Below are 12,060 nucleotides of genomic sequence, written 5' to 3'. Positions count from 1 at the left end.
TAGGAGCTTTGAAAGCTTATATGCATGTCAGTGTCGTAACGCCTTCTTTCAATTCCAGCCAAAGCTTGCGAGCTGCAATTGAGTCGGTCTCTAAGCAGAAGGACCTTGTGCTAAGTCATATTATTGTTGACGATGGCTCGGACGATGATACTCGAGAAATTGTTGAAGAATTGCAAATCAGGCACACGCACCTAATCTATATCAAGCAAAAACGTTCTGGCGTGGCTCAAGCACGTAACCTTGGCATTGAGGCAGCTGAAGGGAGGTATATCGCCTTCCTTGATAGTGATGATCTGTGGTTGCCCGGTAAACTTGGGGCTCAGATCGGTTTTATGCAAAGAGAAGGAGTGACGTTCAGCTATGGTGATTACGAACGACGCGAGCGGGTATCGGGAGCACCGCTGGGTACCTTCATGGCGCCCGAGCTGGTCAGCTACCGGGATTTGCTGCATGGCTGTCCTATTGGCTGCCTGACGAGTGCCTACGACCAGGAGGCGCTAGGGAAGGTATACATGCCCGACGTGAGGCGAGGTCAGGATTGGGGGCTATGGCTAATTCTCACCCGGCTGGGTGGGCCGGCTCGCAAATACCCCGGTTTACATGCTGTCTACCATACAGGAGGGGAGAGTCTCTCAGCCAACAAATTAGCCAAGATGCGTGATGTCTACCGAATCTACCGGGATCAAGAGGGGCTCGACCCCCTGCGCTCCGGGTGGTTCCTGATGCACCATACCATCAGTGCGCTTCGCAAGTGATTTTTGCCGTCGTTTCCGTAGCTCGAGTATGAGAGGATATGGCGCCTTGTCGAGAGCGTGAAGCTTGGCGACGACGTGCATACGATGAGTAGGATCCTATGGCAGCGATGAACTATGCAACGTAAGTACGAGCGCCGGCACTCCCGCTGGTATGAGGTGTTGTTGCTGGGGCTGGGCATTCACGTGCTGCTGGGGTTGCCTTTGGTCATCCTGTTGCCGTCGCTGGAGCGTTGGGGATGGGAATTCTGGCTCTATCTCCCGGATGTTCGGAGCAACACCATCATCGCTGTTGGGTTAGCGTTCATGGCTTCCGCCCTGACGCTGCGCCGTTTGGGGACCTACCCCGGTACCCAACTGGCAGCCTATATCCTGCCTACGGTTTCCGTCGCATTTCTGATAGCCGTTGCCTTGCTGTTTTTCACCCGGGAAGGATATACCAGGCAGGTGCTGTTCGGTGGCTACCTAACAAGCCTGGTATGGTTCTACCTGGGCTATTTCATCGGCCGACGCTACCGCAAGCTCAAGCTGGCCTTGGTGCCGTTCGGTAACACCAAGCGTTTGTTGGGCACCGAGCGTATCGACCTGCGCATGCTGGAGGAACCCGATCTGCACGGCATTCGCTTCGATGGCGTAGTGGCTGACTTACGCGCCGAGGATCTGCCGCCGGAATGGGAGAAATTCCTGGCCACCTGCACCTTGTGCCATATACCGGTTTACCACATTCGTCAGATCCATGAGTCGCTCTCAGGCAGGGTACAGATCGACAGCCTCTCCGAGAATGAGTTCGGAAGCTTGCTTCCTTCACTCATGTATCTGCGCTTCAAGCGCTTGGTCGATACCGTGGGGGCGCTGCTGCTGCTGCCGGTGCTGTTGCCGATCATGCTGGTGACGGCGGTGATCATCAAGCTGGACAGCCCCGGGCCGGTGTTTTTCATGCAGCCGCGGGTGGGCTATCGTGCCCGGCCCTTCCTGATGTTCAAATTTCGTAGCATGTATCACGACATGAGCGGAGAGGATTTCACCATCTCCGAGGATGACCCGCGCATCACCCGGGTGGGCAAGGTGATCCGCAAGTACCGCATCGATGAGCTGCCGCAGATCTTCAATATCCTGAAGGGGGAGATGAGCTTCATTGGCCCGCGCCCGGAGTCGGCTTCGCTCTCCGAGTGGTACGAAGAGGACGTGCCGTTCTTCAGCTACCGCCACGTGGTACGCCCTGGCATTACCGGCTGGGCCCAGGTGGAGCAGGGCTACGCAGCAGAGGTCCAGGGCATGACCAAGAAGCTGCAGTACGATTTTTACTACATCAAGCACGTATCGCTGTGGCTGGACGTGCTGATCACCCTCAAGACGGTGCGTATCCTGTTTACCGGTTTTGGGGCGCGTTAGGTTGAAGTGCAGTAGGGTGCGGCATGGCATGCTGGCCGTGCGCATCGGGTCTGGTGTGGTAGGATTTCTGCGAGCGCCTGCGGGCGCTCGCTGCGTTAATGGCTCGCTTGAAAGCGGGGATGGGAGACTAAGAGAAGTGTTCACAAGAAAGCGAGCGATCTTGATCAACCAGTGGGCGCTATTTCTGGTGCTGGCGTTACTCATTGCCACGCCGATTCGTAGCCATGCCGTGGTTGCGGTGCTGCTGCTTTATTCGATCGGCTATTTGGTGGCCAACCGCCATACGCTGTCGATCACTCAGTTCGATTGGGTAGTGGTTGCACTGCTGTTGCTGTTTCTGCTTTCGCGACTGCCCATCTATTTCTGGATCGATCAGCAGTCGCGCTACCTGGCGCCAGGCGCGCACATGGCTGCCTTGGTGCCCATCTACCTGATGCTGCGCCACTTGCTGATACCCGGCGACTTGCCTTCGTTCAGGCGCTACATGGAAGCCGGCGTGGTGTTGGGCTGCTTGGCTACCTTGGGGGTCGCGCTTTACCAAACTCAAGTAATGGGCTCCTACCGCGCCGAGGGATTTCTCTTCAGCATCAATCTGAGCTACCTCAGCTGTGCCATGGCTTTTTTGGCGGCCAGCCTGATTCGGGGAAGCGAACGCAAGGGATGGCTGCTGGCAGCCGCCGTGGCCGGAGCCGTGACTTGCGTGCTCTCCCTTGCCAGGGGGGGGATTTTGGCGATGCCGATCCTGCTGCTTTTATTGTTGCTCTTGAACCGTGACAAGATCGGCGGGAAGACAATCGCAGCGGGCATCACCGGCATGCTGCTACTGGCATTGGGGAGCTACGCTACGCTTCCAAACGTGCAGAGCCGTGTTGACTATACCGTGGCGGAAGTGACCAACCTGAGGGATGGCAATATTGGCGCTGCGGTGTCGAGTGGTGGCCGGCTACAGCTGTGGACGGCAGCTTCCCATGCTTTCATGGCCCGGCCGTTGATCGGGCTTGGCTACGCAGAGCGTGAAGCGTTGAATGCAGAGTTGATGGAGCAGGGAGTGATAACGGAATGGGTGCTTGGCGTCAGTCGTGGCCATGCCCATAGCCAGTACTTCGAAGTGGCGGCCACGGGGGGGATATTGGGGCTGCTGGCGTTGATCGGCTACCTGGTAGTGCCAGGGGTATACCATTGGCGCCTGTATCGGCAGGATCCTGACAATACCTGGGCGCAGGCAGCCTTGGTTTTCACGGCGGGCTTCGCCTTGTATAACCTGACCGAGGCCGCCATTCATCATGAGATGATGGCAACCTTTTACGCCTATATGCAGGTGGTGTTGTTGGTGATGGCTGGTTCGTATCGCGTGGCCCCAGGGGCTGAGCCTGCTCATCCACGAAGAGTACAAGGCGGTCCAGATTGATGCTGAGGCGGATAAAGCGGAATGAACTGGCGCGCAATTTTTTCATCCTGCTGACAGGTACGGCGCTGGCACAGGTGATTGTCGTTGCCGTCAGTCCTGTCCTGACCCGGCTTTTCAGTGCCGAAGCCTTCGGCATAATGGGCATTTTTCTTTCACTCTCGACGATTCTAGGCACGGTTAGCAATGGAAGGTATGACCTTGCAATCATGTTGCCGCCGAAAGACTACTTGGCTAACCGTGTTTTTTTCGTTTCACTATTTTGTGCGGTCGCATTCTCCCTGGTATTGGTTGCCTTTCTACCAGCTAGTGGCTGGCTTTCCGGTTTTTTTGATACACCTGGCCTGGAAGCGTATCTTGTGCTGCTTCCTGTGAGTGTATTGATGATCGGGCTGTCAAATACATTTGATCATTGGCTGGCCCGCGATAAAGCTTTCAAGATGGTCTCTGCAGCAGGCGTTGTCGGCGCAATAGTTTCGAGTCTATTCATGATAATTGCCGGGCTATTGAAGCTGGGAGCCTGGGGGCTTGTCATTGGTGGCGTGCTTAATCACATGAGCAAGGTAATTTGCATGGCGTATCCTGCCAGAGAGCGCTTGACAAATGTGATTGGTGGCGCTAAAGGAATACGCCGTAATATGGCCTTGGTGAAACGATACGCTGACTTTCCAAAATACAGGGCGCCTCAGGACTTTATAAATTCATTGTCACAAAATGTGCCAATTTTACTGCTGGGCGGGTATTTTGGAGCGGCATACGTTGGTTTTTTCTGGCTGGCTAATCGAGTGATGGTACTACCTGCGATGCTTGTCGCTCAATCGCTAAGGAAAGTGTTGTTCCAGAGAATAAGTGTGCTTGATAATGAAAAGTCGCCGTTGTTTTCGATCTCTCTAAAGCTGACATTGGGAATGTTGGTGTTAGCCATGCCGCCGTTGGCTATAGTAGTACTATATGGGGAATGGCTGTTCGGTTTTGTGTTTGGTTCAGAATGGCAAGCAGCTGGGCTCTATGCCGGGTGGCTTGCTGTATGGGCGCTTTTCGATTTTGCCAAGGTGCCTGCTGTTGTGTTGGTTTCGGTCCTTCAACAAAACAAATTTTTTCTTGTTTATACTGTCGTTTCTGTGGCGGCGAAAACGCTGGCCATGTTTATCGCGGCGACTTTACTCGATTCCGATGTCGCTGCAGTGGCGGCGTTTAGTCTTGTTTCAGGGTTGTTATATGTTGTTTTGATAAGTCATATGCTGCTGGTGGCTTGGCGGTACGATAGGATGCGCTAAATTTTTCAGGTTAGCGGAGGATATTTGAAAATCATTCATGTGGTTACACAGATGGAAGCAGGAGGGGCGCAAGGAGCAGCCATACGTAACGCTCAAGCCATGAGGAGACAAGGAGTGGACGCTTCCGTCTGTTTTTTGTACCGTAAGCGGGGTGTATACGATAATTGCTCAGGTGTTGTGTCTTTGCTGAGTCGGTCACCTTCCGGTGTTCTGGACTATATAAAAATTTTTCTCCGCTTGTTTTCTTATTTGCGCCGCGAAAAGCCGAACGCAATTATAGCCTATACTCATTATGCCAACGTCATCGCCGGGGCTATTGGGCGTATGGCTTTGGTGCCGCGTATCGTTGTGTCTCACCGAAATCCTGTTTACAGCTATCCATCACTTTGTCGACGTGTTGATAAAATTTTAGGCGTCCTTGGTTTTTATCATATTGGCATCTGCGTTTCTAATACAGTGTTACATTCCTTTGATCGATATCCTGCCAGGTATAAGAAGCGCTTGGTGATGATCCGGAATGGGGTGGATGTGAAGGCATACGCTGAACCTGATCCTATGCCTTTCAAAATTGAGCAGTCAAACCGGCATAAAGGAAAGTTTAAATTTATCACTTCCGGTAGGTTGCATCCACAGAAAAATCAGAAAGTCATATTTGATGCAATTGCTGATGTGGATGATGCCATCTTGGTTGTTGCTGGGGATGGTGAGCTGAGGCATGAGTATGAGTGCTACATAAAGTTGAAGGGTTTGGAAGACCGGGTAAAGCTAATTGGCGAGATTCCACCCTCAAGAATCAATGCGTTTTTGCATTGGGGGGATGCTTTTTTGTTCCCATCTCGTTATGAGGCTTTCGGTTTTTCTGTGGTAGAGGCCATGGCCGCAGGCAAGCCAGTACTGTGTAGCGATATACCGGCCATGAGAGAGGTGGTTGGCGATGCAGGGGTGTTGTTGCCCCCCGACCAACCTGCTGAATGGACTGCTGCTATGAAAACATTAAGCATTGACACTGAGAGGAGCGCAGCCTTATCTGATATATCTCGAAAGCGTTCCCAAGATTTTTCGATTGACAAGATGGTGCAGGGATATATCGATGCAGCGAGTTGATGTTACGCCGCGAGGCCAAAAGAGAGATTTCGTTCAACGAGCCATTGTCGGGGGCGTCCCTGTTGATGCATATGATCGGAAGGGGCTGATATCGCGTTTCTTGAGAGAGGTGGAGTCCAAGTGTGCGCACCCCAAACTGGTTTTTTCGATGAATGGTGAGGGGGTTCATAAATATCACACTGATTCGTTGTTCCGCGAGTGCATCGACTCGGCGGACGTCGTGCACGCTGATGGAATGTCGGTGGTAAAAGCGGGTAATAAATTCACTGAGGCTCATTTTCCGGAGCGAATCGCAACGACCGATTTCTTTCACGATGTAGCCCAGGCCTGCGTTTCACATTCCTTGACGCTTTACCTACTTGGAGCGAATAGTGATGTGCTGATGCTTGCAGTAGAGCGTGTGCGAAGTCTTTATCCTGGTATCCAGATAGTTGGCTATCACCATGGCTATTTTCAAGATGGCTCACAAGAAGAAGCGGAAGTTGTCGATGAGATCAATAGGCTTTCTCCAGATGTTGTTTTTGTTGGACTTGGCCGCCCTCGGCAAGAGCTATGGTGCTTGCGTATGCGTGAGAAATTGCATGGCGTGACTTGGCTAAAGACTTGCGGTGGGCTGTTCGACTTTCTTTCCGGAAATTCTTCTCGTGCTCCGCAGTGGATGCAAGACGCTGGGCTGGAGTGGATGTATCGTATGTTGCGTGAACCGCGTAGGCTTTTTTGGAGATATTTAATTACCAATATATATAGTCTGTACTGTTATCGTTTCAAGCGGTAACGAAGAACGATGGTAAAAGAGACATCCAGATGAGGAACAGTGGTATTGCAATGCGGGATCCGGTCTCGCTGATTGGCCCGTGGGTTGACTTTCTCTTGGTCGTACTGGTGGGGCTTGGTGTCCATCGGCTGCGTTTCGGCATTTGGCAGCTCGATATGCAGTACGGCATTGCCCTACTGGCCATTGCTGCGTTGGTCACCTTGGCCTGTTCCATGAATGGAGCGTACCAGCACTGGCGGAGCTTCAGCTTCCCACAGGTTTTGATGCACCTGCTGGTGGTGTGGTTGGGGGTTGCGCTGGTCGTCATGTCGTTTCTGTTTCTCGCCCATGTGGCCGATCGCTATTCGCGGCTGTGGGTGGGTTTCACGTTGCTTGGATCTTTTTTGCTTTCGGTGGCAGCGCGTGTGCTGGCATATCAGATAGTCAAGGCGCTGTATCGTCAGGGGCGCTTGAGGCGGGGGGTGTTTCTGGTGGGGCCGCAAGGCCACGTGCTGGATGTAGGCAAAGACATGCGCCGTTACGCCTCGGAAGGGTTCAGTATTGCGGGCGTACACCGTCTACGGGATACGCTGGACGAGGAGGCGCTGGAAGCGCTGGTGAGTCGCGTGGAGCGCTCCGGGGCCAGGGAGGTTTGGATCTGCATACCCTTGGAAAGGGGCCATGAGGCCCAGAGGATTTTTCGTGCCCTCCAGCAGTTGATGATGGATGTACGGCTAATGCCCGGTCTCAAGGACATGCGCTTGCTCAACCACCGCGCCAGCCAGGTGGCGGGGCGCTATGCGTTGGATCTCAGTGTTAGCCCCATGGCCGGCCTGGCGCCGGTAATCAAGCGACTCGAGGACATCGTGCTGGGGGCGTTGATCGGGGTGTTGATACTGCCGGTCTGTCTTGTGCTGGCTGTCATTGTGAAGCTCAGCTCGCCGGGACCTGTACTGTTCAAGCAGTATCGAACGGGTATCAACGGCAAGCGCTTCAAGGTGTATAAGTTTCGCTCGATGGAGATGCACGATGAGCCCGAAGGGCAGGTCACCCAGGCCAAGCGAGACGATAAGCGGGTTACCAAGGTGGGCGCTTTCATGCGCCGTACTTCGCTGGATGAGCTGCCGCAATTCTACAACGTGCTGCAGGGGCGCATGTCGATCGTAGGCCCCCGCCCGCATGCTCTCTCTCATAACGATCACTATCGAGAACTGGTGGAATCCTATATGAGGCGCCACAAGGTGAAGCCGGGCATCACCGGCTGGGCGCAGGTGAATGGGTTGCGCGGCGAGACGGACACTCTTGAAAAGATGGAGCAGCGTGTCGAGCACGACCTGTGGTACATCGACAATTGGTCGCTAGGTTTGGATTTGAAAATCATTTTCTTGACGATCTTCAAGGGATTCTCAGGCTCGAATGCTTACTGAGGGCCGCCACCCTTGCTTTGACGCTGGTCGATGGGCATCATGCCGGCCATTCCGCAAATTGATGACAGGTGTGCCTAGTGAATGTGACAGTAGCCAATCCCGCAGCCGTGAATATGCGCCATTACACGAGCACAGCGGCTTTTCTTCTCATGGCTATTGCGTTGGTAGTGCCTAGTGGCTACTCGCTGGGTGCGGTCATGCTCCTGTTGGGCAGTACCGCCTTGTTGTTTTTACCAAAGGGGCCGGCGCTTGAGCGGCGCGATTGGTGGATCGTCGCCGTACTGGTTGCCATTGCCGTGGTTTGGATCGCCGAGGCTTGGTGGGACGGCCAGGGTACACGCGGAATGGACAAGCCCATTCGCTTTCTGCTGGCCGTGCCGGTGTTGATGCTGGTATTGGCCTATCCACCGCGAGCGAGCGCTTTGTGGGCTGGGTTGGCCGTAGGTGGCATCCTGACTGGCGGTTGGTCTATCTGGCAAAAGATGGCGTTGGACGTCGATCGTGCCACTGGCTACACCTACGTGATTCAGTACGGCAACATCAGTATGTTGACCGGTATTCTGTGTCTGGCGGGTATGGGATGGGCATTTCGTCAGCCGCACCGCGGCCGTTGGCTGCTGTTGTTGACCTTCGGCTGCGTAGGTGGTGTGTTGGGCTCGTTGCTTTCCGGTACCCGAGGTGGCTGGGTAGGGCTACCTGTGGTGTTCTGGGTGCTGTACAAGGGCTATGGGGAGGTGCTTTCCACCAAATGGAAAGGCTTGGCGCTTCTAGCCGTTTTCGTACTTGGTTCGTTGGCCTATGCCATACCTCAAACAGGAGTACAATATCGCGTGGAGCGAGCCGTTCTCGATGTCACCAGCTATGCTGCCCAAGCAGGACAGACGACATCGATTGGCGCTCGGTTCGAGATGTGGAAGGGGGCCGTTCATATGTTCCTGGAGCGACCGCTTCAGGGATGGGGCCACAATGGCTATATCGCACGCCAGGATGAGCTGGTTGAGGAAGGCCTGGTGCATCCACACGTTTCCAACTTCGGCCATGCCCACAATGAGTTTCTCGATGCCGCGGCCAAGCGTGGCATCATCGGTCTGTTGGCGGTGCTGGCCCTGTACCTGGTGCCGATGCGCCTGTTTGCTCGCCAACTGAAGGCGCCCGACCTCGAGCTGCGCTCCTTTGCCGTTGCCGGTGTGTTGCTGCCGGTCGCCTATTTCGACTTTGGGCTTTCTCAGGTATTCCTGGCCCACAACAGCGGCGTCATGGTGTATGCCTTCCTGTTGCCTGTCATTTGGGCGCTTTTTCGGCATGCGGAGCAGAAACAAGCCAATATAGGCGTGTAAACCTAGCCAAGGTAGCTTTGGCTATGGGCTATGGGCTATGGGCTATGGGCTTTGAGCGCGGAGCTTGTTACGAAACAGCCCTGCGCTCTCCGGCTGACGCTAACCGCCTAACTGAGGTGGGCGCCGTAGTTGCGCTTCTCTATTGCGTCGATCTCCGAGGGGAAGCCGGCCTCGGTCAACAGGTTTGGTTCGACGCCGTAAGCCTTGAGGCGGCTGCGTTGTATGAATCCGGTCAAGTAGTCGGCCGGCATGCGTATGGGGTAGGCCATCTCGACCAGCCGTTGGGCGCCGCTTTGCGAGATCCAGTAGCCGCATGCACCTATGATGCATCGCTTGGACTTGGCACTGGGGTAACGATAGCGCACTAGTTTATGCCCATTGGCTAACTGCCGCTTGATTGGCCACCCCTTGGCCTTGCCGTGATACAGGAAGACAAGTTCGGCTCGAGTAGGTAACCTGGCCAGCAGGGTGAGCAGGGTTTCGCGAAACCCTTCAACGGGCTGGGCGTCGTCCTCGAGGATGATGGCTTCTTCCAGGCCCTGTTCCACCATGCGCTCGTAGAGTTGAATATGGCTGATAGCGCAGCCTATCTCCCCTTTGTTGAGACCGTGCCCCCATTCGTTCTCGGCGTAGGCCTGGTCCACACTGGCCAGGGTTTCGTCATTCAATTCTGCCCCGTTAACCGCATCGTGAAATTCGAAGGGCAGCCCTATTTCGTCGAAGGCGGCCTGAACACGCGCTCTGCGTGGTGAGCCGGGTAGGGAGATGACGGTAACGGGAGGAAGTGACGACATGGTGTGCTACCCTCAATCCTGCAAAATTGGCCAGCCTAGCGGAATGCCGCTTACTATACCAGCGGTGTAGCCGGCTTGTGACAGGAACGGGAATGAAAAAGTATTTGCATGCTTTCAGGGCGAAACGGGACGACTGGCGTATCGCACTCTCTCGTTGGCGTTACGATCGTTGCAGGCCTGAGGTTGAGCGTGTATCGGACCTGAAGCGGGTCGTTTTTCTGCGTTGGGACGCCAAATGGGGCGATTCCATCATTTTCTCCCTGGTCGTGCCCGAGTTGCGCAAGCTAGGCAAAGGGATATCGGTCGAGGTGATCGCCACACCTGAGATGGCTCCGCTGTTCACCGAGCAGTTGGGGGTCGACCGTGTGCATGCCATTCCCAAGCGCCCTTCAGGGGGTAAGATCCGCCGTTTGGCAGCTTCGCTGGGTGAAGTCGACCTGCTCGTGCACTTCAGCGAGTTGGCCAAGGCGCGCGACATATGCCTGCTGGGCTCCGTCAAGGCGCGCCATGTCGCCAGCCTGGATGACTCCGTTGGCCTGGTGGATATCAAGCTGGGCCAGGCCACGCGGGGGTTGCACATGGAGGAGCGCTACTGTGAGCTGCTGAAGCGCTGCGGTATCGCCACACCCGAGAAACACTATACCGTACCTCGCGATTCCGGCTCGGAGCAGCGGGTAGCCGCCTTTCTGCAGCAGCGCACGCGCCCTTACGTGGCGATCAATCCTTTTAGCAAGGGCGGGGCCAAGACCTTCAGCGTGGAGACTACGCTGGCACTGATCGAACGCGTCGAGCGTATGGCCGTCGATCATGACATCTGCTTGCTGACGGCGCCTGGTTGCGAAAGAGCGGTTCAGGCGATCACTGCCGGCTGGAATGCGCAGCGCTGCTTCCTTTATCCGGACACCCAGTCCATCTACGACAACGTGGCCTTGCTGGCGTCGGCCGCGGCCCAGCTCTCTTCAAGCACTGCCACTGTGCATATTGCCGATGGGCTGGGCATTCCCTCGTTCGTGCTGTTTCCCTATGGTCCGGGTGAAGTCTCGGCTTGGCACAGCGTCCACCCATACTCCGCGAACCTGATGGGGCTGCCGGGAGAGGTCGATGACGTCAACCGCCTGGATTGGAGCGAGCTCGAGAAAGAGTTACATCTTTTTCTCGATAAGGTGATCGAGCACAGGCGGGCAAGAAGAGCTTGAATACGCAACATAGGGCGCCCCGCGTGGCGCCCTTTATTTTTTCGCTGTAGTGCAGGCCGGCGTGCTAGATTATCGCCCTGCTTTGGAACCGCGCGGCCTTGGGCGGGTCGTAGCAGTGGTCTTCTTGAATGGGGAAGCTGGGTTGAAAAACATCGGTGTGCTGGCCTTCGCCAGAGTCGTGAAACTGTTGGCCAACGTGACCAAGCTGGTCGCCTATCCCTTCCATTACCTCTTCCCCGACAAGCGCTTCACCATTCCCGAGCGCGCCGCCCCGTGGTGGAGGTCGAGCAAGCCGGCCGGAGTTAAGCTCAAGTCTTGTGTATGGAGGGAAGTCGAGAGGGTGACGTATCCTGCTGATTGATCACGCCAGATCACAACCAGCATAGGATGGATACGCCATGAGCAATTCTACTCTCCAAGCCGTGACGCAGCCAGACGCCGGCGCTACTGATCCGTTGCATGAGTTGCTGCGCAAAGGGGCCCGAGACCTGATCGCCAAGGCCGTGGAGGCGGAGTTGAGTACGTTCTTGGAGCTATATGCCGACAAGACGCTGGAAGACGGCCGTCGAGCCGTCGTCCGCAACGGCTACCTGCCGGAGCGCACCGTGCAGACCGGTATCGG

The 12,060-nt window shown here is 55.3% G+C and carries 11 protein-coding genes and 1 pseudogene; 11 read left to right on the top strand and 1 reads right to left on the bottom strand.

Going from position 1 to position 12,060, the window contains the following annotated elements:
* Positions 1–8 precede the first annotated feature (8 nt).
* The 8 genes from C4S71_RS20970 to C4S71_RS20935 all read left to right on the top strand — a co-directional run bounded on the left by C4S71_RS20970 (position 9) and on the right by C4S71_RS20935 (position 9,448).
* Positions 9–755 (top strand): glycosyltransferase family 2 protein, encoded by a 747-nt coding sequence (locus C4S71_RS20970; RefSeq protein WP_146064636.1) that lies wholly within the window; start codon positions 9–11, stop codon positions 753–755.
* 114 nt (positions 756–869) lie between these two features.
* Complete coding sequence (locus C4S71_RS22830; RefSeq protein ID WP_103970437.1) at positions 870–2,144, top strand: exopolysaccharide biosynthesis polyprenyl glycosylphosphotransferase; 1,275 nt, start codon at positions 870–872, stop codon at positions 2,142–2,144.
* A gap of 160 nt (positions 2,145–2,304) precedes the next feature.
* Entirely contained in the window at positions 2,305–3,552 is a 1,248-nt protein-coding gene (locus C4S71_RS20960) for an O-antigen ligase family protein (protein ID WP_160113423.1), read from the top strand.
* Entirely contained in the window at positions 3,552–4,826 is a 1,275-nt protein-coding gene (locus C4S71_RS20955; RefSeq protein WP_103970435.1) for an oligosaccharide flippase family protein, read from the top strand. Before C4S71_RS20960 ends, C4S71_RS20955 begins: the two co-directional genes overlap by 1 nt.
* Before the next feature lie 24 nt (positions 4,827–4,850).
* Positions 4,851–5,930: a glycosyltransferase family 4 protein gene (locus tag C4S71_RS20950; protein WP_103970434.1), complete on the top strand. Its 1,080-nt coding sequence runs from the start codon at positions 4,851–4,853 to the stop codon at positions 5,928–5,930.
* Positions 5,917–6,705, top strand: coding sequence for a WecB/TagA/CpsF family glycosyltransferase (locus tag C4S71_RS20945; protein ID WP_200825341.1), 789 nt, complete (start codon positions 5,917–5,919; stop codon positions 6,703–6,705). The genes C4S71_RS20950 and C4S71_RS20945 overlap by 14 nt, the downstream gene beginning before the upstream one ends.
* 50 nt (positions 6,706–6,755) lie before the next feature.
* Positions 6,756–8,111: an undecaprenyl-phosphate glucose phosphotransferase gene (locus tag C4S71_RS20940; RefSeq protein WP_103970459.1), complete on the top strand. Its 1,356-nt coding sequence runs from the start codon at positions 6,756–6,758 to the stop codon at positions 8,109–8,111.
* A 77-nt stretch (positions 8,112–8,188) separates the two neighbouring features.
* A complete protein-coding gene (locus tag C4S71_RS20935) occupies positions 8,189–9,448 on the top strand; it encodes an O-antigen ligase family protein (RefSeq protein ID WP_235014751.1) in 1,260 nt (419 codons plus the stop codon).
* 107 nt (positions 9,449–9,555) lie between these two features.
* Here the strand turns inward: C4S71_RS20935 and C4S71_RS20930 are convergent, their stop codons facing one another.
* Positions 9,556–10,242 (bottom strand): glycosyltransferase family 25 protein, encoded by a 687-nt coding sequence (locus C4S71_RS20930; RefSeq protein ID WP_103970432.1) that lies wholly within the window; start codon positions 10,240–10,242, stop codon positions 9,556–9,558.
* Between the two features lie 92 nt (positions 10,243–10,334).
* Here C4S71_RS20930 and C4S71_RS20925 point away from each other — a divergent pair, with 92 nt between their 5' ends.
* From C4S71_RS20925 to C4S71_RS20915, 3 genes and pseudogenes are all read left to right on the top strand, one after another.
* Positions 10,335–11,438, top strand: a complete 1,104-nt coding sequence (locus C4S71_RS20925; protein WP_103970431.1) for a glycosyltransferase family 9 protein — start codon at positions 10,335–10,337, stop codon at positions 11,436–11,438.
* A gap of 142 nt (positions 11,439–11,580) precedes the next feature.
* A complete protein-coding gene (locus C4S71_RS20920; protein WP_200825340.1) occupies positions 11,581–11,799 on the top strand; it encodes a hypothetical protein in 219 nt (72 codons plus the stop codon).
* Between the two features lie 37 nt (positions 11,800–11,836).
* Positions 11,837–12,060 (top strand): annotated as a pseudogene (locus C4S71_RS20915) (IS256 family transposase); the annotation flags it as partial.

The sequence above is a fragment of the Billgrantia desiderata genome, assembly GCF_900108215.1.
In the GTDB taxonomy this organism is placed as follows: Bacteria; Pseudomonadota; Gammaproteobacteria; order Pseudomonadales; family Halomonadaceae; genus Halomonas; species Halomonas desiderata.
Note: the sequence above shows the minus strand (reverse complement) of the source record. Positions and strands in the feature narration are given on the sequence as shown.

What these genes read in the sequence shown, in the direction of transcription:
- C4S71_RS22830 (WP_103970437.1), top strand. Translation starts at nt 870, where the DNA reads ATGCAACGTAAGTACGAGCGCCGGCACTCCCGCTGGTATGAGGTGTTG.
- C4S71_RS20955 (WP_103970435.1), top strand. Translation starts at nt 3,552, where the DNA reads ATGCTGAGGCGGATAAAGCGGAATGAACTGGCGCGCAATTTTTTCATC.
- C4S71_RS20945 (WP_200825341.1), top strand. Translation starts at nt 5,917, where the DNA reads ATGCAGCGAGTTGATGTTACGCCGCGAGGCCAAAAGAGAGATTTCGTT.
- C4S71_RS20940 (WP_103970459.1), top strand. Translation starts at nt 6,756, where the DNA reads ATGCGGGATCCGGTCTCGCTGATTGGCCCGTGGGTTGACTTTCTCTTG.
- C4S71_RS20930 (WP_103970432.1), bottom strand. Translation starts at nt 10,242, where the DNA reads ATGTCGTCACTTCCTCCCGTTACCGTCATCTCCCTACCCGGCTCACCA.
- C4S71_RS20925 (WP_103970431.1), top strand. Translation starts at nt 10,335, where the DNA reads ATGAAAAAGTATTTGCATGCTTTCAGGGCGAAACGGGACGACTGGCGT.